General features: G+C 71.9%; 25 protein-coding genes. 13 read left to right on the forward strand and 12 right to left on the reverse strand.

Annotation, left to right across the window (positions count from 1 at the left end; genetic code table 11):
• The first annotated feature begins 144 nt into the window (after nucleotides 1-144).
• From uidA to AB0J53_RS28630, 3 genes are read left to right on the forward strand one after another with little or no spacing between them, the layout of a single operon-like run.
• Nucleotides 145-1,890: a beta-glucuronidase gene (gene uidA, locus AB0J53_RS28620; RefSeq protein ID WP_364177996.1), complete on the forward strand. Its 1,746-nt coding sequence runs from the start codon at nucleotides 145-147 to the stop codon at nucleotides 1,888-1,890.
• A complete protein-coding gene (locus AB0J53_RS28625) occupies nucleotides 1,887-3,239 on the forward strand; it encodes a glycoside-pentoside-hexuronide (GPH):cation symporter (RefSeq protein ID WP_364177998.1) in 1,353 nt (450 codons plus the stop codon). The genes uidA and AB0J53_RS28625 overlap by 4 nt, the downstream gene beginning before the upstream one ends.
• Nucleotides 3,215-3,607 (forward strand): hypothetical protein, encoded by a 393-nt coding sequence (locus tag AB0J53_RS28630; protein ID WP_364178001.1) that lies wholly within the window; start codon nucleotides 3,215-3,217, stop codon nucleotides 3,605-3,607. Before AB0J53_RS28625 ends, AB0J53_RS28630 begins: the two co-directional genes overlap by 25 nt.
• A gap of 61 nt (nucleotides 3,608-3,668) precedes the next feature.
• On the opposite strand, the gene AB0J53_RS28635 is transcribed toward AB0J53_RS28630, so the two are convergent.
• Entirely contained in the window at nucleotides 3,669-4,499 is an 831-nt protein-coding gene (locus AB0J53_RS28635) for an alpha/beta hydrolase (protein WP_364178004.1), read from the reverse strand.
• A gap of 94 nt (nucleotides 4,500-4,593) precedes the next feature.
• Here AB0J53_RS28635 and AB0J53_RS28640 point away from each other — a divergent pair, with 94 nt between their 5' ends.
• On the forward strand, nucleotides 4,594-5,046 hold the full coding sequence (locus AB0J53_RS28640) for a helix-turn-helix domain-containing protein (RefSeq protein ID WP_364178007.1): 453 nt from the start codon (nucleotides 4,594-4,596) through the stop codon (nucleotides 5,044-5,046).
• A 27-nt stretch (nucleotides 5,047-5,073) separates the two neighbouring features.
• Here the strand turns inward: AB0J53_RS28640 and AB0J53_RS28645 are convergent, their stop codons facing one another.
• On the reverse strand, nucleotides 5,074-5,478 hold the full coding sequence (locus AB0J53_RS28645) for a VOC family protein (protein WP_364178011.1): 405 nt from the start codon (nucleotides 5,476-5,478) through the stop codon (nucleotides 5,074-5,076).
• 261 nt (nucleotides 5,479-5,739) lie between these two features.
• Here AB0J53_RS28645 and AB0J53_RS28650 point away from each other — a divergent pair, with 261 nt between their 5' ends.
• Together AB0J53_RS28650 and AB0J53_RS28655 are read left to right on the forward strand one after the other, a co-directional pair.
• Nucleotides 5,740-6,339, forward strand: coding sequence for a hypothetical protein (locus AB0J53_RS28650; protein WP_364178013.1), 600 nt, complete (start codon nucleotides 5,740-5,742; stop codon nucleotides 6,337-6,339).
• A 168-nt stretch (nucleotides 6,340-6,507) separates the two neighbouring features.
• On the forward strand, nucleotides 6,508-7,080 hold the full coding sequence (locus tag AB0J53_RS28655; protein ID WP_364178016.1) for a copper resistance protein CopC: 573 nt from the start codon (nucleotides 6,508-6,510) through the stop codon (nucleotides 7,078-7,080).
• Between the two features lie 34 nt (nucleotides 7,081-7,114).
• Here the strand turns inward: AB0J53_RS28655 and AB0J53_RS28660 are convergent, their stop codons facing one another.
• The 3 genes from AB0J53_RS28660 to AB0J53_RS28670 form a co-directional block, all read right to left on the reverse strand.
• Nucleotides 7,115-8,347 (reverse strand): MFS transporter, encoded by a 1,233-nt coding sequence (locus AB0J53_RS28660; RefSeq protein WP_364178019.1) that lies wholly within the window; start codon nucleotides 8,345-8,347, stop codon nucleotides 7,115-7,117.
• A gap of 5 nt (nucleotides 8,348-8,352) precedes the next feature.
• Complete coding sequence (locus AB0J53_RS28665) at nucleotides 8,353-9,444, reverse strand: PLP-dependent cysteine synthase family protein (RefSeq protein ID WP_364178022.1); 1,092 nt, start codon at nucleotides 9,442-9,444, stop codon at nucleotides 8,353-8,355.
• Between the two features lie 86 nt (nucleotides 9,445-9,530).
• Complete coding sequence (locus tag AB0J53_RS28670) at nucleotides 9,531-9,944, reverse strand: hypothetical protein (protein ID WP_364178024.1); 414 nt, start codon at nucleotides 9,942-9,944, stop codon at nucleotides 9,531-9,533.
• Nucleotides 9,945-10,154: 210 nt separating this feature from the next.
• Here AB0J53_RS28670 and AB0J53_RS28675 point away from each other — a divergent pair, with 210 nt between their 5' ends.
• Nucleotides 10,155-10,865, forward strand: coding sequence for a helix-turn-helix domain-containing protein (locus tag AB0J53_RS28675; protein ID WP_364178027.1), 711 nt, complete (start codon nucleotides 10,155-10,157; stop codon nucleotides 10,863-10,865).
• On the opposite strand, the gene AB0J53_RS28680 is transcribed toward AB0J53_RS28675, so the two are convergent.
• Nucleotides 10,847-11,425, reverse strand: coding sequence for a dihydrofolate reductase family protein (locus AB0J53_RS28680; RefSeq protein ID WP_364178030.1), 579 nt, complete (start codon nucleotides 11,423-11,425; stop codon nucleotides 10,847-10,849). The two genes, AB0J53_RS28675 and AB0J53_RS28680, sit on opposite strands and share 19 nt — an antisense overlap.
• 282 nt (nucleotides 11,426-11,707) lie before the next feature.
• On the opposite strand from AB0J53_RS28680, the gene AB0J53_RS28685 reads away from it, so the two are divergent.
• The gene (locus AB0J53_RS28685) at nucleotides 11,708-12,427 is read left to right on the forward strand and encodes an SDR family NAD(P)-dependent oxidoreductase (RefSeq protein ID WP_357592255.1); all 720 of its coding nucleotides are present in this window, start codon (nucleotides 11,708-11,710) and stop codon (nucleotides 12,425-12,427) included.
• Between the two features lie 19 nt (nucleotides 12,428-12,446).
• On the opposite strand, the gene AB0J53_RS28690 is transcribed toward AB0J53_RS28685, so the two are convergent.
• On the reverse strand, nucleotides 12,447-13,133 hold the full coding sequence (locus AB0J53_RS28690; protein ID WP_364178033.1) for an MBL fold metallo-hydrolase: 687 nt from the start codon (nucleotides 13,131-13,133) through the stop codon (nucleotides 12,447-12,449).
• Between the two features lie 140 nt (nucleotides 13,134-13,273).
• Between AB0J53_RS28690 and AB0J53_RS28695 the strand changes: the two genes are divergently transcribed.
• The 3 genes from AB0J53_RS28695 to soxR all read left to right on the forward strand — a co-directional run bounded on the left by AB0J53_RS28695 (nucleotide 13,274) and on the right by soxR (nucleotide 16,317).
• Nucleotides 13,274-14,239, forward strand: coding sequence for a LysR family transcriptional regulator (locus AB0J53_RS28695; RefSeq protein WP_364178035.1), 966 nt, complete (start codon nucleotides 13,274-13,276; stop codon nucleotides 14,237-14,239).
• A gap of 65 nt (nucleotides 14,240-14,304) precedes the next feature.
• Nucleotides 14,305-15,792, forward strand: a complete 1,488-nt coding sequence (locus AB0J53_RS28700; protein WP_364178038.1) for an MFS transporter — start codon at nucleotides 14,305-14,307, stop codon at nucleotides 15,790-15,792.
• A 27-nt stretch (nucleotides 15,793-15,819) separates the two neighbouring features.
• Entirely contained in the window at nucleotides 15,820-16,317 is a 498-nt protein-coding gene (gene soxR / locus AB0J53_RS28705) for a redox-sensitive transcriptional activator SoxR (protein WP_364178041.1), read from the forward strand.
• Here soxR and AB0J53_RS28710 read toward each other — a convergent pair.
• From AB0J53_RS28710 to AB0J53_RS28730, 5 genes are all read right to left on the reverse strand, one after another.
• Nucleotides 16,287-17,276, reverse strand: a complete 990-nt coding sequence (locus AB0J53_RS28710) for a hypothetical protein (RefSeq protein ID WP_364178044.1) — start codon at nucleotides 17,274-17,276, stop codon at nucleotides 16,287-16,289. The two genes, soxR and AB0J53_RS28710, sit on opposite strands and share 31 nt — an antisense overlap.
• Nucleotides 17,277-17,389: 113 nt before the next feature.
• The gene (locus AB0J53_RS28715) at nucleotides 17,390-18,562 is read right to left on the reverse strand and encodes a flavin-dependent oxidoreductase (protein ID WP_364178047.1); all 1,173 of its coding nucleotides are present in this window, start codon (nucleotides 18,560-18,562) and stop codon (nucleotides 17,390-17,392) included.
• Nucleotides 18,563-18,605: 43 nt separating this feature from the next.
• Entirely contained in the window at nucleotides 18,606-19,565 is a 960-nt protein-coding gene (locus AB0J53_RS28720) for an ABC transporter substrate-binding protein (protein WP_364178050.1), read from the reverse strand.
• Between the two features lie 155 nt (nucleotides 19,566-19,720).
• Nucleotides 19,721-20,509 (reverse strand): ABC transporter permease, encoded by a 789-nt coding sequence (locus tag AB0J53_RS28725; protein ID WP_364178053.1) that lies wholly within the window; start codon nucleotides 20,507-20,509, stop codon nucleotides 19,721-19,723.
• Nucleotides 20,506-21,300: an ABC transporter permease subunit gene (locus AB0J53_RS28730; RefSeq protein ID WP_364178056.1), complete on the reverse strand. Its 795-nt coding sequence runs from the start codon at nucleotides 21,298-21,300 to the stop codon at nucleotides 20,506-20,508. Before AB0J53_RS28730 ends, AB0J53_RS28725 begins: the two co-directional genes overlap by 4 nt.
• Nucleotides 21,301-21,573: 273 nt before the next feature.
• Here AB0J53_RS28730 and AB0J53_RS28735 point away from each other — a divergent pair, with 273 nt between their 5' ends.
• Both AB0J53_RS28735 and AB0J53_RS28740 read left to right on the forward strand, forming a co-directional pair.
• Nucleotides 21,574-22,479: a hypothetical protein gene (locus AB0J53_RS28735; protein ID WP_364178059.1), complete on the forward strand. Its 906-nt coding sequence runs from the start codon at nucleotides 21,574-21,576 to the stop codon at nucleotides 22,477-22,479.
• Between the two features lie 169 nt (nucleotides 22,480-22,648).
• Entirely contained in the window at nucleotides 22,649-23,431 is a 783-nt protein-coding gene (locus tag AB0J53_RS28740) for a GntR family transcriptional regulator (protein WP_364178062.1), read from the forward strand.
• Nucleotides 23,432-23,442: the final 11 nt, after the last annotated feature.

The raw sequence follows: 23,442 nt of genomic DNA on the forward strand, positions 1-23,442 counted from the left end.
GCCCATCATGGCGCGACCGGCGCCGGGGCGTCGTCCTCCCCAGGTAGGCATCCCGCTGCTCCCACGGGAGGAACGGCAGGTGCCGACCGTGGTCGGCTGCGCCGGACCGCCCGGCAGGGAGAGCGTTGCCCCATGCTTCGACCAGTGGAAACAGTGTCCAGGGAGACCAAGCCGCTCGACGGCGTGTGGCGCTTCCTGGTGGACAAGGACCGAGCCGGGCGGCATGAGCGGTGGTGGGCGGCCGACCTGCCCGGCGCGCTCGACATCCCGGTGCCGTCCAGCTACAACGACCTCTTCCCCGACCCGGCGATCCGCGATCACGTGGGGGACGTCTGGTACCAGACCGTGGTGCGGCCGCCGGCCTCGTGGGAGGGGAAGCGGGTGGTGCTGCGGTTCGACGCGGCGGCGCACCTGGCCACCGTCTGGGTGGGGGAGAAGGAGGTGGTCACGCACCGGGGCGGGTTCGTCCCGTTCGAGGTGGAGGTGACGGACCTGCTCCAGTACGGGAGTCCGAACCGTCTCACCGTCGCGCTCAACAACGAGCTCAGCCTGTCGGCCATGCCGCCCGGCCGGCAGTACCGCACCCCGGCGGGGGCGACCGCGCAGGCCCTGACCGGCGACTACTTCAACTACACGGGCCTGAACCGCCGGGTGTGGCTGTACGCGACGCCGCACGAGCACATCCAGGACGTCACGGTGCGGACGGATCTGGACGGCCCGGACGGCCTGGTGAGCTACGACGTGTTCACGTCGGCGCCCGGCGCGGTGACGGTGCGGCTGCTGGACGCCCAGGGCACGCAGGTCGCCGCCGGCTCCGGCCACGCGGGCGAGCTCGTCGTCCCCCGGGTGCGCCGCTGGGAACCCGGCGAGGGCTACCTCTACCGGCTGGAGATCGGCTACGGCGAGGACGTCTACGAGCTGCCGGTCGGCGTCAGGACCGTGGCCGTACGGGGACGCGAGTTCCTGATCAACGGCAGGCCGTTCACCTTCCGGGGCTTCGGCCGCCACCAGGAGAGCCCCCTCCGCGGGCACGGCCACGACGACGTGGTCATGGTGCACGACTTCGCGCTGCTGGACTGGATCGGCGCCAACTCGATCAGGACCGCGCACTACCCGTACGCCGAGGAGGTGCTGGAGCACGCCGACCGGAACGGCATCGTGGTCATCGCCGAGCAGGAAGCCGGGATGATCAACCTCGCGATGGACTTCGGCCCGCGTACGGGCCCGGAGCCGCGGACGTTCGGCCCCGACGGGTTCGGCGCCGACGCGCGGGAGGCGTGCGTGACGTCGGTCCGCCGGCTGATCGAACGCGACAAGAACCACCCGAGCGTGGTCATGTGGTGCCTGTCCAACGAGCCGGACTCGGCGGCCGACGGGGCGCGGGAGTTCCTGGAGCCGATCGTCGAGCAGGCCCGCGAACTGGACCCGACCCGGCCGGTGTGCTTCACCAACGTGTTCCTCGCCCCCGCCGACCAGGACCGGGTCACCGACCTGTTCGACGTGATCTGCCTCAACCGCTACTACGGCTGGTATCTCGACGGCGGCGATCTCGCCTCCGCGGAGCAGCGGCTGGTGCGGGAGCTCGACCAGTGGGCGGCGCGGCACGACAGCCCGATCCTCATCACCGAGTGCGGCGCGGAGGCGCTGCCCGGCGCGCACGAGGTGGCGGCCACGATGTGGACGGAGGAGTACCAGAGCGAGGTCCTGGAGATGGTCGCGCGGGTGGCCGGCGCGCACGAGGCCGTGGTGGGCCAGCACGTGTGGAGCTTCGCCGACTTCCGCACCCGCCAGGAGATCATCCGCCCGGAGGGCAACCGGAAGGGGGTCTTCGACCGCGACCGGAAGCCGAAGGCCGCCGCGTACGCCCTCCGCAGGCGGTGGCGGTCGTGAGACGCCGCCACGTCGTCGGCTACGGGCTGGGGGAGGCCGCCAACCAGGCGGCCTTCGCCACCGTCACGCTGCTCCTGCTGTCCTATTACACCGACGTGGTCGCGATGAACGCCGCCGTCGCCGGGCTGGTCCTCATGCTCGTCAGGATCGCGGACGCCTTCTTCGACCTGTTCGCCGGGCGGCTCATGGACCGCACCGACACGCGGTGGGGCAAGTTCCGGCCCTTCCTGCTGGGCGGCGGGATCGCGCTGGCGGTCACCAGCGTGCTGCTGTTCACCGTGCCGGAGACGGGCGCGGGGTTGCGGATCTGGTACGCGGCCGGCACGTTCGCGCTGTTCGGCCTGGCCTTCGCCTTCAGCCAGGTGTCGCTGGGGTCGATGGCGGCGGCGATGACCCAGGACTCCCGGGAACGCGACCGGCTGGCGATGGTCCGCTCGATGTCATCGTTCTTCGTCTATCTCCTACTTTATGCGGTCATCGCCCCTCGGTTGGAGGGCGTGGCGGACCAGGGCCGCGCGTACCTGCTCGTCGTGGCCGCCGCCGCGGTGATCGCGGTGCTGCTGTTCGCCGGCGCGTTCGCCCTGACCGAGGAGACGGTCAGCCGCGCCGAACCCCGCATCACGCTGCGGCAGAGCCTCGCCGCCGTCCGGGCCAACCAGCCCCTGCTGGTCCTGTGCGGCAGCATGCTGGTGATGCTCGTCGGCTTCGAGACCTTCAACTTCGGCATGCTGTACTACGCCCGGTATCTCGCGGGCGGAGTCGACACGTTCACCGTGATGGCCATCGCGATGGCCGTCGGGCAGGGCCTGTTCAGCTGGCTCACGCCCAGGTTCAGCCGCCGTTACGGCAAGCGCGCCACCTACGTCGGCGCCGGGCTGGTCGCCGCCGCAGGTTATCTGGCGATGCCGGCCGTCGACCCGTCGCGGATGTGGCTGGTGCTGATCGTGCTCGGCGTGGCCTCGTCCGGCACTGCCGTGCTGCAGACCGTGATGCTGTCCTTGCAGGCCGACACGGTCGAGTACGGCCAGTGGCGCTCGGGCCACCGGGCGGAAGGCGCGATCTACGCGTTCTTCTCCTTCGCCCGCAAGGGCGGCAACGCCGCCGCCGCAGGGCTGGCCGGCCTCGTCCTCGCCGGGACCGGGTACGCCGCCAACGCCGCCGTGCAGCCAACCGGAGCTGAAGGGGGCATCCTCGCGCTCGTCGGCCTGATCCCCGCGGCGGGCTTCGCACTCGCCGCGGCCTGCATGGTCTTCTACCGGTTCAGCGAACGTGACTACCGGCGGGCCGTCGCCGCCATCGCCCGATCGGGACAGGAGGAGCGGCCGTGGCTCTCGCTCAAGGGCTCCTGATCGCCGGAATCCTGGTCAGCCTCATCAGTCTCGGGCAGACCGTCTCCCACCTGTGGGACGACGCCTACCTCGTGCCCGAGGCCAAGGACGGCGTCAAGCACGCCCAGTTCCACCTGCAGCGCGAGGCCGTGGGCGACCTGGGGCACATCGCTGTGATGCTGCTCGCCATCCTCGCCCCCGCAAGTCAGCGCGGCCCGCTGCTGTGGTGGATCCTGGCCGCGACCATGCTGTCCTACTACGGCGCCTACTGGACGGGCCACCTGCTGATCGGCGTCGGGGCGCCGCACTGGTACGCCAGGAGCGTCCACCTGGTCGTGACCGCCTGCGGCGCCCTGGCGCTCGCCCTGTCCTACGGCGCCTACCACTGAGCGAACCGCCGGCCCACCCGCTCGCCACGATGAAACCCCTGCTCGCTGAAAAGCGAAGGAGTCAGGCGTTCTGCAGAACGCGCCGGAGCTGGGCGGCGTAGGCACGCGGGTGGGTGGTGTTGCCGTTGTGGCCGCCGGGGAACTCGGTGACCTCGGCGCCGAGCAGCGTGGCCAGCTCCTGCGCGCAGCGAAAGTCGAAGACCGTGCGCGGGGTGGTGCGGCCGACGGCGGGGACGATGCGGGCAGGGGTGTGCGCCAGCTCGCCGACCGGCAGGGTGTCGTCGATGACGGCGGTGAAGTCGTGCTCGATGAAGAAGCCGAAGTTGGCGATCCGCCCCGAGGTCATGGGCTGCGGCGTCAGGCCGGGCTCGGCATCGGGATGGGCCGGGTCGATGCCCAGGACCTCGGCGACCGCCTTGAGCGCCGGTGGGAGCCCTTCCTCGCGGTAGAGCTGCTGGATCTCGGCCAGCTCGGCCTCATGGCGGGCGCGGTCCGGGGCGGGCAGCAGGCGAGGCGCGACCGGCTCGTGCGCGATGAGGGTGCTGAGTTGGCCGGGGTGCTGGACGGCCAGGTGAAGGCCGATGACCGCGCCCAGGCTGCAGCCCAGCATGGCCGCCGGCTCGTCGGTGAGCGCGGCCAGCAGCCGGTGGACGTCGTCGGCGTGCTCGGCCATCGTCACACCGTTGCCGGGGTCGTCCAGGGTGCTGCGGGACAGGCCGCGCCGGTCGTAGGTGATCACGGTGTAGGCGTCGGCGAGCTGGTCGACGAGGTCGGCGCTGCGTCCGGCGTCGCCCTCGCCGCTCTGGGCGATCAGCAGCGTGGGGCCGTTGCCGCGCATCTCGTAGTAGAGCCCGGCGCCCGGGACGGGCAGGTAGCCGGTTGTCGTGGTCATGGGAGGGTCCTTTCGCCTCGGCTCGCGGTCACCATATTCCATCATTTTTGATACATCAAAACTGATGCATCGTTTTGGATGTAATCTCGGTCACGTGAACGGAGTGGACCTGTTCCTGCTGGGACGCACCCTGATGAAGATCGGCGAAGAGGCCCTGCCCACCGAAGGGCTGGGCGACCAGCCCGGGAGCACCCGGAGCGTGCTGATCGTGGTCAGCGACATCCGCGCGCACCCCGGCAGCGCGATCAGCGAGATCGTCACCCGCACCGGCCTGCCGCAGAGCGCCGTGTCGGCGGCGGTCGCCCGGCTGCGGGAGGCGGGCGCCGTCGTCACGGAGCCCGACGCCCGCGACCGCCGGCGACTCCGCGTCCGGCCCGCCCCGGAGCTCTCCAGCCGCGTGGAGCAGGTCCGCTCGACCGCCATCGACGCGGCCTTGGCCAGAGCGCTGGGCAGCGACGACCCGCACCGGGTCGCCGAGATCACCGCCCTCCTGGAGGAGCTCGCCCGGCACCTGTCCCCCCAGGCGCTCAGCCGTTTGCGCGACTGACCAGTGCGGGCCGCTTCCCCCGGGCGATCAGGGCTGCTGGGTGATGTTGACCATCCAGGTGATGCCGAACCGGTCCACGAGCGAGCCGGCCTCGTCGCCCCACAACTGCTTCTCCAGCGGCAACGTCACGGTGCCACCGGCGGACAGCCGCTCGAAGTGGTCGCGAAGCACGGCGTCGTCGCCACCGAGGAAGACCGCGACGCTGTTGCCGGGAGTGTGGAGCATCCCGTCCCGGACGTCCCAGCCCATCAGCGTGTAGCCGTCCGGGGTGCGGAGCGTGGCGTGCATGATCCGGTCGGCGGGGGCGTCCGAGGAGCCGAAGTCGGCGTACGTGCCCATCTCCAGCTCACCGCCCAGGACGTCCCGGTAGAACTCCATCGCCTGCCGGGCGTTCCCGTTGAAGGCGAGGCAGGGGTTGAGCTGAGATCCCATGTGATGATCCTCCGAATGCGTGGGTTGCGGGAAAGCCTCGCAGCGAATCACGACATCCTGTGTCGCGTATTCGCGCACGTTCTCCCACGCGCGGCCCGTCCAGGGCGAGAGCGCGGCGGAGGTACGGTTCTCGACCTGATCAGGCAGGACGTCGAGCTGATCCTGCATGAGTTCCGGGGTGAGAGGTCACCCACACGGCCCCGTGCTCCTCGTGGGTAGAAGTTAGGCGCCGGCGACGATCTGGTCTGGCAGGATGGCGGCGTGCATGCCGGGGTGCAGATCGGGCGTCCCGCGGTCCGCGCGCTGCGCGCCGCGGCCTTCACCGCCATCTGCGTGCTGGCCTCGGCCGCCCTGCACATGCTGGTCGGCGGCACCTCCATCAGGCCGGGCGCGCTCGTCGTCGCCGTGGCGGCGACCTGGACGAGCGCCTACGCGCTGGGTTCGCGCCAGCGTGGCCGGCCGACGCTGCTGGCCCTGTGCGGAGCCTCCCAGTGGGGACTGCACCAGCTGTTCGCCGCCGGTGAGCAGACCGCCTCGGCCATGCAGGCGATTCCGCAGAGCGGTCACGACCACGGCACCGGGTTCGGCATGCTGCTGATCCACGTCGCGGTCGCCCTCGCCTCGAGCTGCTGGCTGGCGCGCGGCGAGAGCGCGCTGGCGTGTGTCCTGCACCTGGCCGCCGTCGGGATGACCAGGTATTGGCGCCTGCTCATGGCGGCGCTCGCCGTGCCGGCCGGCCCGCCGGTCACCACGCGTCCCCGCCTCACACCGGCCTGGCCGGACACGGCCCGGCGCATCCCGGCGGCCCTGGTCCGTGCCGTCTCCCGGCGCGGGCCACCGGCGCTCCGGCTCTGCGGCTGACGCACGCCGTACGGCCATCTCTGACATTTCCTCGACGCTTGCCCGGCGGGCGCGCGGCGATCACGCCGTGCCCGGGGCGGGCGTCCGTTCCCTCGCCCGGCATGCTGCTGGGCCCCGCATCCTTCGGAGTCCCTTTTGGCTCACCTGTACACGTTCATCCGGCGGGCTGTGGCCGCGGCAGCCGGTGCCGCCCTGGTGCTGTCGCTGACCGCGCCTGCCGCGCTGGCACACGACCGGCTCAAGTCCAGTTCACCCGCCGACAAAGCCAAGATCGAGCGCCTGGAGATGATCGAGCTCGAATTCACCTCACGCATGACCATGCCGATCGTCGTCCTGGAAGGACCCGGCGGCAAGCCCGTACCGATCAGCAAGCCGCGGGCGGAGGGCACGACGGTGTCCGCTCGCCCTGAGGGGGAACTCGCGGACGGCCGGTATCGGATCGCCTGGCGGGTGGTCTCCTCCGACGGCCACCCCATCGAGGGCGAGCTGCGCTTCACCCTCGCCGCGCCACCGACCACGGAGAGCCCCACCCCCAGCGCCTCCGACGCGTCGGAGGCGCCCTCGCAGCCGGCGCCATCCGTTGCCCCTCCTTCCCCTGCCGAGGCGCAGCCCGCTGCCGCCGAGGACAGCGCGGGCGTGCCCGGCTGGCTGCTGATCGCCGCCGTGGTGCTCCTGCTCGCGGGGGCGGCGGTCTTCCTCGTCGGCCGCCGCAACCGGAGCTCCGGCCCGGGCGGCACCTGACCGGCACCCTGACTGGCACCCTGGCCGGTTCCGGTCAGCCGGTGACGACCGGACCGGCCACCGGCAGCCGGCTGCGCCGATCCAGGTGACGGACGGCCGCCGCGGAGGCGAACCCCGCGGCGGCCAGCAGCACCCATGGCAGCCCGGCCAGCCCGACGGAGCGGCCCGCGTCGACCAGGGCGCCCGCGACCAGGTTCCCGGCCAGGATGCCCACACCGGACAGCAGGTTGTACAGCCCGTAGTAGGTGCCGACGAGCCGTTCTCCCGCCATGTCGGCGATGGTGGCCATCTCGAACGGGAAGGCGATCAGCGTTCCGATGGTGAGCAGCAGCGTGCACGCCACCAGCGGCAGCAGCGCCCACCCGGTGGGCAGGGCCAGGCCGGCTGTCATGGCCGGGTACAGGAACGCGGCCCCCATGAGCGCCAGGCCGCGGCTGATCGCCTGCCCCCGGCGCCAGCGGGCCGAGCACCAGGCGGTCAGGCGCACCTGAGCGGCGATGCCCAGCAGTGCCGACAGCGCGTACAGGACCATGACGCCCGTCTCGCCGCCGCCGAGCCGGGCCACTTCGAGCGGCAGGGCCAGATACATCTGGTACGACAGCGCGTACGAGGCGATCATCGCGGCGGCGAACGACACGAACGTCCGATCGCCGAACGCCCGGCGCCAGTCGCTCAGCACCGGCGGCCGTCCGGTCACGGGCGCACGCCGGGCCGGCAGCCACACGCCCTGCAGCACGGTCAGCACCGCGAAGATCCCCGCGGCGGACAGGCACACGGCGGTGAATCCGGCGTTCAGCAGCGCGATGCCGACCAGCGGGCCGAGCAGGATTCCGCCCTGGTAGAACACGTTGAACACGGCGAACGCGGCCACCTTGCGCTCGCCTGCCTCGCACGCCAGGCAGGCGCGCGCCGCCGGGTTGAACAGCGCCCCGGCGAACCCCGTCACAGCCGCCGCGACGAGAAGCCAGGGCAGCGAGGTGCTCAGCCCGAACAGGGCGAAGCCGACGGTACGCAGCCCGCACCCCAGCATGATCAGCGGTTTGTGCCCGAGCCGGTCCGCCAGGGTGCCGCCGATCAGGAACAGGCCCTGCTGGCTCATGTTCCGCAGGCCCAGGACGAGCCCGATCGTCCAGGCGGCCAGACCGGCGCCGGCCGACAGGTGCTGGGCGAGGTAGGGCATGAGCATGTAGAAGCCGAGGTTGATGCCCGCCTGGTTGATCTGCAGGAGCTGGACGGGCCGGTCGAAGGAGCGGAACTCCGCCAGCATGCCCCTCATCGGGTGCCCGCCAGCGGATCGGTCACGCGGGTGCAGCGCGTCCAGCGGTGCACCTCCCGCTCGGACGGCGCGTGCACCACGTCCGGTTCGTCGGCCGGGACGGTCCCGAGCAGGCCGTGAGCCCGGCAGTAGGCGTCGTCGAAGACGGTGTTCCAGTAGCGCCAGGGCCCGTCGGGAAGGACGGCGACGATGGTCCGGCCGGGCTGGGTGCGGGCCAGCCAGCGGGCCACGAGGGTGACGGCGCCGGTGCTCCAGCCGCCCGAGACGTAGTGCTGGGCGGCCAGCGTCCGGCAGGCCCAGACCGCTTCGGCCGGGGCCACCCAGTGGATCTCGCTGAAGGCGTCGTAGGCGACGTTGCGCGGATGGATGCTGGAGCCGAGCCCCCGCATCAGGCGCGGCCGGGCGGGCTGGCCGAAGATGGTCGAGCCCACCGTGTCGACGCCGACGAGCCGCAGGTCCGGGAAGTGGCGGCGCAGGACGCCGAAGATGCCCGCGCTGTGCCCGCCGGTGCCGACCGAGCACACCAGCGTGTCGATCTGCGGCAGCTGGTTCAGCAGCTCGTGGGCCAGCCCGGCGTAGGCGTCCACGTTGTCCGGGTTGTTGTACTGGTCGGGACAGTAGGCGCCTGGATTCTCGTCCAGCAGGCGCCGCACCCGTTCGCGGCGGGCCTGCTGCCATCCACCGGCGGGGTGCGGCTCGGTGACGATCTCCAGACGTACGCCGTGGGCGGTGAGCAGCCGGCACATGAGCGGCTCCATCCCGGGATCGCCCACCAGGACGACCGGATGGCCGAACACGATGCCGGCCAGCGCGAGGCCGAGCCCGAGGGTTCCGCTGGTCGACTCGATGACGGTGGCGCCCGGCCGCAGGTCTCCCCGTGCTCTCGCCTGGCGGACCATGTGCAGGGCGGGGCGGTCCTTGATGCCGCCGGGATTGAAACCTTCGAGCTTGGCCCAGAACCCTCCGCCGCCCGGCACGAACGGCTCGGAGATGAAGGCCAGCGGGGTGTTTCCGACCGAGAGAGAAAGTGTGGAGAATCCGATGGGCCGCGCCTCTTTCGGGCGCGCGAAAATCGCTGGTGATGACATGGGTACGATCCCCGAAGTGAATGGCAATGGTTCACGACATACCGCGAACAATGACGGACAGTTGACGACTCAAGACGTCGCGTGTCCTATATGCGCATCACGCAGAGATCTTCCCGATAGGGCGCGGTAAGGCGGATTGTTGCTTCTGGGGGTCCGGCGACCGAGGCGGCGGCGGGAGGGTGAGAGACGGCGGCGGCCGAGTGCGCGGGCGCGCCGGCCGGTGGGCTCGCCGGGCTGACCGCCGAGCAGTTCTGCTCCGTGCCGTGCTGGTGTCCCACCGGTAGCTGACGATGCCGGCAGTGCGCGTCGTGATCAGCGGTGACGACGCCCGCATGGGCGCTGTGGCCGGCCTGCTCGGACAACTCCACGGCCGCGCACGCGCCGCCGTGGGCGAACACCGCACCGAGGACCATGACGATCACGAGCAGCGCGTGCCCCGCCAGTCGCCCGGCGGCGGAGGTGGCCGGGCGGCGTGAACGAGCCGTTCGTGTCGCGAGCATCACCGGTGATGATGCCCGGAAAGCCGCCCGGCGCGCCCGGCGATCGCAAAGCTTCAGGTAAAACTCCCGCGGCCATCGCCATATCCCTCCGACATCGGAGAAGGTCGTCGGGCAGAAAGAAAATATCCGCTGCCGACTGCGAATTCCCGCCGATATGAGGTGGGAACGGCCCTGGACCACGGAGAACGCGAGGCGACGTATCCTTCCCCCGTGGGGCTGCGGTTCAAGACGCGCGAATCGGACTCGGCATGGGTCGACACCGTGTGGACGTGCACGAGCGAGCAGGTCACCGCGATGACGTCCGTAGCGGGCGCGCGCTGGGGCCTGGTGTTCTGGGAGCACGCCGGCCGGTCGTACGCGGGCATCACCGGTCCGGAGACCCGGACCGGCACGGCGCCGGTGCCGGAGGGCGCCACCTTCACCGGCATCGAGTTCGCCGTGGGCACCTCGCTGCGGGCCGTGCCCACACCGGCGCTCGTCGACGGCGGCATCGAGCTTCCCGACACCTCGCGCCGGACGTTCCGGCTGGACGGCACGCGCTGGGAGAGGCCCGGCCCCGACGACGCCGAGGCTCTGGCCGGACGCCTCGTCCGGGCCGGGATCGTGGTCCGTGACCCGCTCTGCGCCGAGGTGCTGCGGGGTCACCGCCCCGCCGTCTCAGGGCGCACGGTCGAACGCCGGTTCCGCTCCGCGACCGGCCTGACGCAGGGCGCCGTCCGGCAGATCGAGCGCGCCCGTACGGCGGCGCACCTGCTGACCGCGCGCGCCCCGGCCGCCGACGTCGTCGCCAAGCTCGGCTACTGCGACGAGCCGCACCTGGCCCGGGCCCTGCGCTCCTACGTCGGACGCACCGCCAGGCAACTGCGCGAGGGCGCCGGCGGCGAGATCGCCCTCGACCTGGATCAGCGCCGGACGTCGTAGACCAGCTTCAGGATCCCGTTGGAGTAGCTCTCCGATTCGCGCAGCGTCAGCATGTTCTTGTCCCGATCGGCCCGGCCGAACAGGCTCTTCCCGGCGCCGAGCAGCACGGGGAACACGAGCAGGTTGTACTGGTCGATCAGATCCGCGTCCGACAGCCGCCTGGCCAGCTCCGCGCTCCCGTGGATGAAGATCGCGCCGCCCTCACCCTTCTTGAGCGCGGCGACGTCCTCGGCCGAGCGCAGAATCGTCGTCGGCCCCCACCCGTCGACGATCGCGTCGTCGGACAGCGTGGCCGACACCACGTACTTGGGCAGCTCCTTGTAGGCGGCGTGGTCCTGCGAGCCGGGCCAGACCGCTGAGAACGCCTCGTAACTGCGGCGACCGAACATCAACGCCGTCGTTTCGGCGAGCTCCTCACCCTTCAGCGACCACGCTTCGGGGACGAAGTCGAGGTCCTTGAACACCCACCCGCCGCTGCGGTGCTCCTCTCCCGGCCCGCCGCCGGGCGAGTCCACGACGCCGTCGAGCGACATGAAACCGGTGTAGACCAACTTACGCACTGTGCTGTCTCCTCATACGCGGGCGAACTGCCGGGTCCACACGGTAGACCACGGCTGCGGTCGCCGTCTTGAACGAAACCGACAGCGGAGCCCGGCCGCGTACCTGACCACCGCCGGGCCCGGGCGGATGTCCGGAATGTGCAAGGGGTCCGGTCTCTCCGGGGAAAGACGCCGCCGGCCCCTCCGGGATGGGATTCGGGCAACCGTACGGACGGATTCGAGGCGCTGCCGCGCGGACTGGAGCGGATCGACGTTGAGGGCACGACCTGAGGAGCGGCGTACATGAGCGGAGAGTTCGCGGGGCGGCGGGCGTTCGTGACCGGGGGCACCTCGGGGATCGGCGCGGCCACGGCCGTGCTCCTCGCCGAGCAGGGCGCCGAGGTGATCGCGCTCGGACTGCCGCCCGCCGACCCCGCCGACCTGCCCGCCCACCCACGCGTCCGCGTCGTGGAGCACGACGTGCTGGACCGCGCCGGGCTGAGCGGCCTGCTGTCCACGGGCGGGCCGCTGGACGTCCTGGTGAACTGCGCGGGCGTCAGCCACGACCGCGAGGAGTACGACCTGGCCCGCTGGCAGCGGGTCATCGAGATCAACCTCACCGCCACCATGGTCGCCTGCGAGGCCGCCCGCCCGTCCCTGGCCGGGAGCGGCGGCGCCATCGTGAACGTCTCGTCCATGTTCGCCTTCTTCGGAAGCCGGGACCGGCCCGCCTACAGCGCGAGCAAGGGCGGGGTCTCCCAGCTCACCAGGTCGCTGGCGGCCGAGTACGCCTCCGACGGCATCAGGGTCAACGCCGTCGCCCCCGGCTTCGTGATCACCCCGCTGGCCAGGGGCGTCCTCGACGACCCCCGGGCCACGGCGCAGGTCCTGGCCCGCATCCCGGCCGGGCGCCTCGGTCGGCCAGGTGAGGTCGCCTCGGTGGTGGCGTTCCTGTGCTCGGCGGCGGCCTCGTACGTCACCGGCGCGGTCGTCCCCGTGGACGGCGGCTACCTGGCGGTGTGACCGCCACCGCCCGCTCGCGCTAGTGCGCTGACAGGGCCGCCTTCCCGAGCGCGGCCCGCGCGTCCGTGACGGGGTCGCCGTGCCCCACGCACGCCACCTCCGCGTCGAGGTCCGCTAGCCGCCGGAACGAGCGGAGCATCTCGTGGCGGTCCATGTTGAACACCCCGGGCATGACCTGCCCGTCGACGTGCGCCACGGTGTCGCCGGTGAACAGCACCCCCGCCCGGGGCAGGTGCACGGCGATGCTGCCGGCGGTGTGCCCGGGGGTGGCGATCACGCGGGCGCCGCCGCCGAACGCGATCAGGTCGCCGTCCTCCAGCTCCCGATCCACCCGGCACGGCGGGGCCGGCGGCAGCAGGTGGGCGCCGAGGCTGCGGTGCAGCGCCCGCTCCTCGTCGGTGAAGTTCGGCGGCGGCGTCGGCACCTCGCCCCTGATCACCGGCGCCTCCGCCCGGTGGGCCAGCACCTCCACCTCGCCCCACGCCGCGACCGCCGCCGCGCCGCCGCAGTGGTCCTCGTGGTAGTGGGTGAGCACGACCCGGCGTACGGCGTCCGTACGCAGGCCAAGCCGGCCGATCGCCTCGGCGATCTCGTCACCGCTGGTGGCGATGCCCGTGTCGACCAGCGTGAGCGCGCCCGCGTCGTTCCACAGGTACGCCTGCCCGAACGCAAGCCGCAGCAGGTGCAGCTCCGGACGGATCTCCACGATCTCCACTGTTCCGCCTCCCCACGCCGCGAGCAGCCTTCCTGCGTCGCGACGACCAGGTAACCCGGTCGGCGCCGTCCGCGTCCAACAGCCATCCGCGCCGGATTGACAACTGGTGGTTGTCAATCCATGCTCCTGGCGTGGACGCGAACATCTCCGGCATGCGCGCCTTCGTGGTGACCGCGGAAGAGCTGCACTTCGGCAGGGCGGCAGCGCGCCTGTTCGTCACGCAGCAGGCGCTGTCGAAGCGCATCCGCAGACTGGAGGAGGGGCTGGGCGCCGCCCTGTTCGAGCGCACCACCCGCTCCATCCGCCTGACGGACGCGGGGCGGAGCTTCCTGCCTGCGGCGGCCGAGGCGGTGGCGGCCTTCGACCGGGCCGTCGAGGCGGTCCGCGAGGCCGCCGACCCGGTCCGGGTGGACATCTACGACGAGCGCTTCACGCCGCTGCGCCTGGTGCGGGAGGCCAGCGAGCGCGACCCCCGGCTGCGGGTGGAGCTCAGCATGCGGCAGGGGCTGGCGGTCGCGCTGCCCGCGCTGCGCAGGCAGGAGATCGACGCGGCCTTCGGGCGGGTGCACGACCTGCCCGGGCCGTGGCCGCCGGAGCTGGCGTACCGGCTCGTGCGCGTGGAGCCGCTGGCCGCGTTCGTACCGGAGGACCACGCGCTCGCGGGACGGAGCGAGCTGCGCCCGGCGGACCTGCGGGCGGGCGGCATCGCCATGCCGGACCCGGCGGGCGCCGAGGAGTGGCGCGGCTACCTGGAACGCCTCGCCGCCAGGCTCGGCGTGCCGCTGCGCTTCAACGTGCCCGCGATCGGCGTGCGGCACCTGGTGGAGCAGTTCCTGGGCGAGAAGAGCGCCGTCGGACTGGGAGAGATGAGCATCGACGCCGCCGGGAGCGGGCTGCGCCGGATCCCGATCGTCGAGCCGACGCCTCTGCTGCCGTGGTCGGTGGTCTGGCACCGGCGCAACCCCCGCCCGCTCCTGCGCTCCCTGCTCGCCCAGCTCCGGCCCGCCCGCCTGCCCGACCCGGCCGACCCGCGCCAGTGGGTCCCCGAGATCGACCACGTCGCGCCGGGGCAGCCGGGGGCTGACCAGGGGAGTTGACCTCAACTTCGGTTGAACTGATGGGCTGTTCGCCCTCGGACCCAAGACCAGGGAGAGCGAGCAGCATGGACCTCACCACAGACGCGTCCCCCGGTTCGGCCGTCAGGGACCGGCCGTCACCGCTGACACTTCCCGTAGTCCTCGCCGGCGTCGTCCTGGTGGCGATGTCCATCTCGGGAACCGCGGTCGCGCTGCCGAGCATGGGACGTGATCTCGATGCCTCCGGATCGGCGTTGAACTGGGTCGTCGCCGGATACAACCTCGCCTTCGCCGCGATGACCCTCGTCGCGGGCTCGGCCGCCGACCGCGTGGGCCGCCGCCGGGTGTTCCTAGTCGCGGCGCTGGTCTTCGCGGCCGGGTTCCTCGTGACGGCGCTGAGCCCGGCGATCGTCGTCACCGACCTCGCCCGGATCGTCTCCGGCGCGGGCGGGGCCGGGATCATGGCGGCCGGCGGCGCCATCCTCGCCTCCAGCTACGACGGTGCCGCCCGTAACCGCGCCTTCGCGCTGATGGGGACCATGGCGGGGATCGGCATCGCCATCGGCCCCACGCTGACGGGCTTCCTGATCGCCGCCACCGGATGGCGGGGCAGCTTCGCGGTCTTCACGGCGATCGGCCTGCTGATCGCCCTCGGCTCGATCCGGACCCGCGAGTCACGAGCCGACAGCGCCGGCCCGATCGACCGGGCGGGCAACGCGCTGTTCGTCGCCGCGCTGGCCCTGCTCATGTTCACGCTTCTGGAGGCGCCCGCGCTCGGCTGGACCCACCCGGTCATCCTGGTCACCGGGGTCACCGGCCTGGCCTCGTTGGCGATCTTCAGCGCCGGGCAGCGGCGTAGCGCCGCACCGGTGCTGGCCCCTTCGCTGGTGGCCAACCGCGGCTTCCTGGGCTGGAGCCTCGCGACGCTGACCACCTCGATCGGGTTCCTCGGCGTGCTGGTCTTCCTGCCCACCTACCTCCAGGCGACGGGCGGGTTCTCCCCGGCAGCCGCAGGAGTGGTCATGCTGCTGCTGACGGCTCCCGTCCTGTTCACGCCCATGGTCGCGGTGACCCTGGTGAACAGAGGGGTCGCCGCCCGCCTGCTCATCATGGTGGCGCTGGTGCTGGTCGTGGCCGGGAACCTGCTGCTCACCGGGCTGAACGCCGACGACACGGTCACGGCTGTCGCGGCGCCGCTGCTGATGATCGGCATCGGCATGGGGGCCTCCTTCGGCATCACCGACGGCCAGGCCATGGCCCTGGTCCCGGCGGACATCGTCGGCATGGCCACGGGGTTCCTCAACACCCTGCGCGGTGCGGCCGAGGCGCTCGTGATCGCCGCGTTCGGCGCCTCGCTCGCCGGCCTCCTGACGGTCAGGCTCGGCGACGTCGGCGACGCCGCCGCGGTCAGCGCCGGGCGCCTGGCCGGCGGAGCCGGGGCGGCCGCGCAACTGGACGCGTTCACCTGGGCCTGGGAGGTGACCCAGCTCGGCGTCGCCCTGCTCTGTCTCGTCCTGTCGATCGTCGTGGGGGTGCTGCTCCTCCGCGCCCCACGCTCGCACCATCACACCTGATCACCCCTCCCTCGAAGGAGAGACGCCGTGCGCGCCAGTCCGGACGATCCCCTCACCATCGGCGAGGTCATGCGCCGGACCGGCGTGCCCGCCTCCGCGCTGCGCTTCTACGAGCGCAAGGGGCTGATCTTCAGCGAACGCGGCACCGGCAACCAGCGGATCTTCTCCCGCCACATGCTGCGCCGGATATCGCTGATCATCGTGGCCAAGCGGCTGGGCATCCCGCTGTCGGACGTCGCCGACGTCTTCGCCACCCTGCCTGCCGACCGCGCCCCCACGCACAGGGACTGGCAGCGGGTCTCCCGGGTGTGGAAGAAGCAGCTGGAGGAGCGCCGCCGGGCCCTCGAACGCCTTGAGCACGAGCTCACCGGGTGCATCGGCTGCGGCTGCCTGTCCATGAGGGCCTGCCTGCTCCTCAACCCCGACGACGCCCTCCAGGGCAGCGGGCCCGGGCCGGTACGGCTCCAGCAGTCCGGCGCCCCTGATGGCCCGGCTCAGCCGCGGCGGATCGCGCCGGTCCCGTAGGCGAGCAGCACCACGAACGCGGCCCCGAACAACACCCCCGCGGCCGCCCACAGCGGGTTTCCGGTGAGCGCGCCGAACAGCACGGCCAGCACCGCCTGTGCCAGCCCGGCGCCGAGCACGAACGCCACCGCGTCGCGCGGCCCGATCGGCCCACGCCGGACCGCCCACCACAGCGCGCCACCGCCGGCCACGGCACAGTACGCCGGCAGGGACGGCCACGGCACCCGCGAGAGGGCCAGCAGTTGCAGGACGAGGAACAGCGCCACGAACACGACCGCGCCGAGTCCGGCCGCCCACCTCGGCCGACCGGCCCCCGCGGCGGGGTCCGGCCGCGCCGATCGGCGCGCGACCGCCGCCACCGCGCACAGCGCCACCGCCGCCCCCAGCACCACCACGGCGTGAACGGCGAACGTCGAGACCGGCTGGGTGCGCACGTCCTCGCCGATGATCAGGAACCGCCCGGCCCCCAGTGCGGCGACGAGGACGCCCAGCACCCACGTGACCGGCAGCGGCAGCCACGGGCGTCCCGCCTGCCGGGTGAACACGTGCTCGGTCAGCAGGATCGGGGTCAGCACGGAGAAGAGCCCGTGCCACGGCACGATGAACACGAGCCACGGGATCCGCAGCCCGGCCACCAGGCCGTACGCCGCCCAGGTGTCGTCCTGGACGCCCAGCGGGTGGTACAGCGACTCCGTGAGCAGGCCCTCGTTGTAGAGCCCGTACACCATGCCGAGGCAGAACAGCCCGGGCAGGCCGATCCGGGCGCGGACGGCGACCTCCCGGATCACCAGCACCGGTATCCCGTACAGGACGAGGACGTAGGCGGCGAACGTGCCCGGCGCCAGGAAGCCGATCAGCGAGGTGGCCCCGCTGAGCACCTCGGCCAGCAGCGGCGCGGACACCAGCAAGAACAGGACCGGCGGCCACACGCGGCCGTTCAGCAGCGTAGGAACCTTCATGGCGCCGACGTTAGGAGTCGCACCGGCGCCCGCGCGTCCCCCTCAGGCCATACGGGGTTCGGCCGCCGGTACGCCTCAGGTCGTACGCCGGTGCCGTGGCAGGGGGCGGAGGCTCACGCGGACCAGCTGCGGCGCGCGTTCAGGGTGGCGGGTTCGAAGCCGGCCAGCCGTTTGTAGTGCAGGGCGATCTCCTCGCGTTCGGAGAGAGGCAGAACCGCTTCGATGTCGGCGAACCCGTGGGGGGCGCGCTCGTGGGCCAGGCGCAGGATGATCTCGGGGCCGTCCTGGCGGTTGGCCAGCACGATGCGGTTCGTGACAGGGCGGCGCTCGTCCTCGTAGAACTTCAGGCCCCGGCCGGTGGCCAGGGCGTAGGCGAGCACCCGGGCGTCGATGACGGCCTGGGTGCCGCCGTTGGACCCGGTGGGATACATCGGGTGAGCGGCATCGCCGATCAGGGTGGCGTCGCCGGTCGACCAGCGGGGCAGCGGGTCCCGGTCCACCAGCGGGTACTCGTACACCTTCGTCGCCGCGGCGACGAGCTCGGTGATGTCGAGCTCGTCGCAGTGCCAGTCCCGGACGTGGGGGAGGATCTTGTCCACGCTGACAGGCTGGTTCCAGTCGCCGCGCGGGGTCGATTCGGGGGCCTGGTGCTGGACGGCCCAGTTGATCAGCTGGTTCCCGTCCTCGTCGGGCGCGATCGGGTAGATGACGATCTTCGTCGCCCCGTCACCTGCCATGATCATGGATCGGCCGGTCATGAACGGGGCCCGGTAGGTGGTGCCGCGCCACAGCACGTGCCCGCCCCACAGAGGTTCGCCCTCGCCGGGGAACAGGGCCTGCCGCACGCTGGAGCGGATGCCGTCGGCGCCCACGAGCAGGTCGGCGTCATGGTGGAGTCCCGTCACGGGGGAGCCGGTGACGACGGCGCCGGCGCCCAGGCGTTCGCGGACCGCTCGCAGGAGCATGAGCTGCAGGCGGCCGCGGTGGATGGAGTACTGCGGCCAGGCGTAGCCGGCCTGCCGTCCGCGCGGCTCGCTCCAGATGCGCTGGCCGTACCGGTTGATGAAGGTCAGGTCGGCCGTCTCGACGCCGATCTCCGCCAGGCGATCGCCCAGGCCGAGTTCGATGAGCTCGCGTACGGCATGCGGCAGGATGTTGATGCCCACGCCCAGCGGCTGGATGTCCTCGACGGCTTCGTGCACGACCACGTCGGTGATCCCGGCGGCGTGCAGGCTCAGGGCCGTGCTCAGCCCGGCTATCCCGGCGCCGGCGATCTTCACGCGCATGGCTCGGCCTCCCGCGGGCGAGGCGTGGGTGGTGGGGTGGTGCTCATGACGTGCCTGCCGTCAGGAGCAAGGAGGAGACGTCGAGCTTCTCCTTCAGGTAGCCGAACTCGAGCATGAGGTCGGCCACCCGCTGGAGCCGGTCCTTGTCGACCGAGGTGGAGTAGCCGCCCAGGCGCATGAGGTCGGCCGTCGCCTTGTCGATCTTGGTGTACTTGAGGATGGCGGCCTTCGCGTCGGCGGAGTTCGAGATGGCCGTGGTCGTGGCCTGCTGCAGGCCGCGCTGGAAGGCCGCGACGGTCTTGGGATGCTGCTGGGCGAACTGGTCGGTGACCACGTAGCCGGCCATCGGCCACTTGGCCGTCGCCGCGGTGAACAGCTCCGACAACTGGCGGGCGCCGCTGTCCTTGGCCGCCGTCTGCCAGAAGGGCTCGGGCAGGACGGCGGCGTCCACGAGCCCGCTGTCGAGGGCGCCGGCCATCTGCGGGAAGGGCTGTTCGACGAACTTGACGTCGTCCGGTGCCAGCCCGGCAGTCTTCAGCAGTGCGCTGACCGCGAGGGTGGCGACGTTGTTGAGGGTGTTGACGCCGACCTTCTTCCCCTTGAGGTGGGCCAGCGTCGTGATGGGGGAGTCGCGCTTGGTCATGAGGACGAAGTTGCCGTCCTGGGCGACGTAGGCCTCGCCGATGACCTTGGGCTTGGCCACGCCGAGGCCGGCGGCGAGCATCGCCGAGACGTAGTTGCTGTGCAGGACGTCCAGCTTGCCGCTGAGCAGGTCCGGCATCGCGGCCGCGCCGCCCTGGATGATCTCGACCTTGACGGTGAGGCCCTGCGCTTCGAAGTAGCCCTTGTCGATGCCGATCTGGATGGGGGCGACTTCCGGCAGGGGGAGCATGCCGAGGGTGATGGTGCTCTTCTCCAGCCCGGCCTTTCCGGTGGTCGGGTCACCGCCGCAGCCGGCGGCAACCACGGCGATGACGGTGAGTAAGAGCGCGCGAATGCGCATGCGACAGCTTTTGGGTCCGGACATGAACGCTCCAAAGAAGGGGGAAAACGTCAGATGGCCAGCAGTTCCATTGGGCGACTTTGCCATTCGGGTCGTCTTTTCGCGACACGATTTCGGCGACGATTATTGTGTCGGCGGACGTGGCGGGGTGCCGGTCAGGTGGTGGTGTGCGCGGGGTGCCGGCTCAGGGCCCGGCGTTCCAGCAGGAGGAAGGCCTGGTTGAGGAGATAGCCCAGGACGCCGAGCAGGACGATGGCGGCCCACATGCCCGGCAGGTCGAAGGCGCGCTGCGCGGCACGTAGCTGGAAGCCGATGCCCTCGGTGCTGAAGAACTCGGCGATCACCATGAGGATGAGCGCGAGCGACAGGCTGACGCGTAACCCGGCGAGGATCTTGGGCGCCGCCGAGGGCAGCAGGACCCGCAGCAGCCGCTGCGTCCGGGACAGCTTGAAGACCTGGGCGGAGTCCAGGTGGAGCGGGTCGACGTTGCGGGCGCCGTCGGCGGCGTTGATCAGGACCGGCCAGATGATGCCGCAGGTGATGGTCGCGATCTGCATGCGGGTGCCGGTGGAGAACAGGGCCAGGAACATGGGCAGCAGAGCCGGTGGCGGCAGCGCGCGGCCGAACTGGATGATCGGGTCGAGGAACCTGGACAGCAGCGGAGACCGGCCGAGCGCGATCCCGGCGAGGACGCCGATGATCCCGGCCAGCGCCCATCCGGCCAGCAGCCTGGAGAGGCTGTGCGGAGCGTTGTCCAGAGCCATGGCGCTGAGCCAGAGCCTGCTGGGAGGGCCGTCGAACCACAGCTCCCGCATGCGCTGGGCGATCGCCGTGGGCGGCGGGAAGTACGGGTGCCGCATGAGCCGGGTGGTCAGTTCCCAGACGCCCAGGATGACCGGGACGAGCCACAGCCGCGCCAGGGCGGCGAGCAGCGCTCTGATCATCGCTCCGCCCTCGCCGCGGTGTGCCAGGGCAGGAGGCGCCGGGAGGCGAGGACGAGCAGCCCGTTGGTGAGCAGGCCCAGCGCTCCGGCCCAGATGGTGGCGGCGATGGTCAGCCGCAGGCCGTCCGGGCTGCTCTCGGCCAGGATGATGAAATGGCCGATGCCGCGCGTGCCGCCGGCCAGCAGCTCGGTGCTCACCGCCAGGATGAGGGCGATCGCCGCCGCCACCCGGATCCCGGTCGCGATGAACGGCGCCGCGCTGGGCAGGCTGACCCGCCACAGCACCGACAGCGGGCCGAACCCGAAGGCCCGCAGGGTGTCCTTGGCGACCGGGTCGGTCTCACGCAGGCCGTAGAGGGTGTTGAGGAGGATCGGCCAGGCCGACGCGTACACGATCATCGCCACCTTCATCTCCAGGCGGTCGGCGAAGACGAAGGCGGCCAGCGGGATGAGCGCCACCGACGGGATCGGCCGCAGGAACTCGATCACGGGACGCAGCGCCCGTTCGAGCGGCGGGAGGCTGCCGAGCAGCACTCCGGCGGGGACGGCGAGGGCCACGGCGGCCAGCAGCCCCAGCGCCCAGCCGGTGAAGGTGGCCAGGACGTCGGCGAGGAAGCCGGCGTCGCCGGCCAGCGCGGCGGCGGTGACGAGAATCGTCGAGGCGAGCGGGAACTGCAGGGGAGACACCAGGCCGAGCCGGCCTGCGACCTCGGCGAGGCAGACCACGCCGGCGACTCCCGCGACACCGCAGACCACGACGCTCTGAAAAGGGCGCGGGGGGATCAGACCCACGATAACGCCGTCGCACTATTCGTGAAGGATGACATTTCAGCTCTCCCGAGGAAGTGTCCAACCGGATAGGTGAGCAGGGCAGGTGTCAGCGTAACCCGAGTCGACCGTCGCGCTCCTCGTGCGATTTGTACATTTTTGCGCGGTCCGTAAATCGTTGTGACTCTTGGAGTATGAGCAGTGGAATTTCGGATGTGCTCAAATGCGCGCATCGCAGGACCGTGACCGTCATGCCAGGGTTGTGGCGAAAGTTCGGTGGGGGAGGGAAGGCGGCAGATGCGTACCTGGAGCGTGGCCGAGCGGCACTCTGTCCCCAAGGATCGGCAAGGCGGGGCAGGGGAGGACCGGCTGGTGGTCCTGCACGACAGGCACGGTGCGCTGCGCTGCGTGGCGGTCGTCGACGGGGCGACGGACAAGAGCGGACGGGACTACGGCGGGTTGAGCGGCGGAGCTCGTGCCGCCGAGCAGGTGGCCGGAACCTTGGCCCGCTTGCCGGCGGACGCCGGACCGGAATGGGCGGTCCGGGAGATCACCGCCGACCTGGCCCGATTACGCGCCCGGTGGGGGATCGCGAACGACGACCTGGTCGCGCCCTGCGCGGTGGCCGCGGTCATGCTGCCGCAGCAGGAGGTGGTGTGGCGGGTGGGTGACGTCCATGTCGCGCTGGCCCGCAGCGCGGAGGAGGACGCGCCCAGGCCGGACGGTGGGGCGGAGCTCGGGCCGGCATCATGCTGGGAGCGTCATGACGGGGACAAACTCCTGGACCGGGTGCTCGCGCAAGCCAGGGCGGCCTTCCTGCACTGCCTGCTGGCCGGCGACGGTGACGTCAGCACGCTGGCGGCCGAAGATCCCGGCCGGGCTCTGATCCTGCCGCTCCTGCGGCGGCAGAGCATCCTGGCCAACCGGGCAGGCCCTTACGGGTACGGGGTGCTGGACGGGCGGCGGGTGCCCGAGCGGTTCATCGACATCTTCCCTCTGGACGGCGTCGACCAGGTGGTGCTGGCCTCGGACGGCTACCTGAGCGCCGAACCCAGCCTCGCCTCGGCCGAGCGCCGGCTGGCGGCGTCCGTGGCCACCGACCCGCTGCGGATCGACGAGCACCCGGCGACCAAAGCGGTCCGGCCTGGTGCGGACAGCTTCGACGATCGGACCTACGTCCGCCTGATCCGGCATCCGGGGTAGCCGGCCATTGCCGGCCCGTGGACCCGGCGACCGGGCATCGGAGCTGCGAGCAGGCGGGGCGGGTGGCGGAGCGTGCCGGGCCGCCGCCGAACCGGCTGGTGAGGCGTTCGCGCTGGTCGGCGCGGGTGGCGTAACACTGGCGTAACGGGCGGCGGTTAGCGTGGCCGACATGGACCGCAGCGGAAAGGCGGCCGGTGCCCCGGCCGCGGAGTGGGGGTCGTCGCGGCCCCGGGCCGAGCGCGCCCGGCGGGTGGCCGACGTGCTGCGGCAGCAGATCACGGAGGACCGCTTCGGCGGGGCGCTGCCGGACGAGCGAACCCTCGGCCGCCAGCTGGGAGCCTCCCGCAACGCGGTTCGTGAAGCGCTCGGCCTGCTCCGGCAGGAGGGCCTGATCACCCGGCGGCGCGGGGTGGGCACCACCGTGGTGATGCCCAAGTACGGGCACGGGCTGGACCGGCTGGCGGGCCTGGCCGAGACGCTGGCCGGCCACGGCACGGTGACCAACGAGGTGCGGGTGGCCGAGAAGGTGGCGATCCTGCCGGACGCGGTCGCCGCCCGCCTGGAGGTGCCCGCCGAGGCGGGCGGGGTGCGCCTGGAGCGCTTGCGGTGGCTGGACGGCCTGCCGCTGTCGCTGGACACCAGCTATCTCACCGCCGACGTCGGCGCCGCGGTGCTCGCCGGTGATCTGGTGCGCCGGGACGTGTTCGGCCTGATCGAGGAGACCACCGGCAGCCGGCTGGGCCGCGCCGACGTCGCGGTCCACGCCGTGTGCGCCGACCCGGACACCGCGGCGCTGCTGGGCATCGCGGCCGGGGCGGCGGTGTTCGCCCTGGAGCGGCTGACCCGGCTGGCCGACGGCCGCGCCGTCGACGCCGAGTCCATCCGCATCCGCGCGGACCGCATGACCCTGCGCGCGACGCTGCACCGCGGCCTGCCACCGGCCACGGCCTGACCACCCCGCTT

The organism is Nonomuraea sp. NPDC049725, assembly GCF_040674795.1.
Lineage (GTDB): Bacteria > Actinomycetota > Actinomycetes > Streptosporangiales > Streptosporangiaceae > Nonomuraea > Nonomuraea ceibae.

Bases quoted from the DNA above. Each gene is read 5' to 3' on its own strand.
- AB0J53_RS28740 (WP_364178062.1), top strand. From the start codon at position 22,649: ATGGACCGCAGCGGAAAGGCGGCCGGTGCCCCGGCCGCGGAGTGGGGG.
- AB0J53_RS28665 (WP_364178022.1), bottom strand. From the start codon at position 9,444: ATGTCATCACCAGCGATTTTCGCGCGCCCGAAAGAGGCGCGGCCCATC.
- AB0J53_RS28645 (WP_364178011.1), bottom strand. From the start codon at position 5,478: ATGGGATCTCAGCTCAACCCCTGCCTCGCCTTCAACGGGAACGCCCGG.
- AB0J53_RS28720 (WP_364178050.1), bottom strand. From the start codon at position 19,565: ATGCGCATTCGCGCGCTCTTACTCACCGTCATCGCCGTGGTTGCCGCC.
- AB0J53_RS28685 (WP_357592255.1), top strand. From the start codon at position 11,708: ATGAGCGGAGAGTTCGCGGGGCGGCGGGCGTTCGTGACCGGGGGCACC.
- AB0J53_RS28660 (WP_364178019.1), bottom strand. From the start codon at position 8,347: ATGCTGGCGGAGTTCCGCTCCTTCGACCGGCCCGTCCAGCTCCTGCAG.
- AB0J53_RS28700 (WP_364178038.1), top strand. From the start codon at position 14,305: ATGGACCTCACCACAGACGCGTCCCCCGGTTCGGCCGTCAGGGACCGG.
- AB0J53_RS28670 (WP_364178024.1), bottom strand. From the start codon at position 9,944: ATGCTCGCGACACGAACGGCTCGTTCACGCCGCCCGGCCACCTCCGCC.
- AB0J53_RS28710 (WP_364178044.1), bottom strand. From the start codon at position 17,276: ATGAAGGTTCCTACGCTGCTGAACGGCCGCGTGTGGCCGCCGGTCCTG.
- AB0J53_RS28635 (WP_364178004.1), bottom strand. From the start codon at position 4,499: ATGACCACGACAACCGGCTACCTGCCCGTCCCGGGCGCCGGGCTCTAC.
- AB0J53_RS28735 (WP_364178059.1), top strand. From the start codon at position 21,574: ATGCGTACCTGGAGCGTGGCCGAGCGGCACTCTGTCCCCAAGGATCGG.
- AB0J53_RS28725 (WP_364178053.1), bottom strand. From the start codon at position 20,509: ATGATCAGAGCGCTGCTCGCCGCCCTGGCGCGGCTGTGGCTCGTCCCG.
- AB0J53_RS28715 (WP_364178047.1), bottom strand. From the start codon at position 18,562: ATGCGCGTGAAGATCGCCGGCGCCGGGATAGCCGGGCTGAGCACGGCC.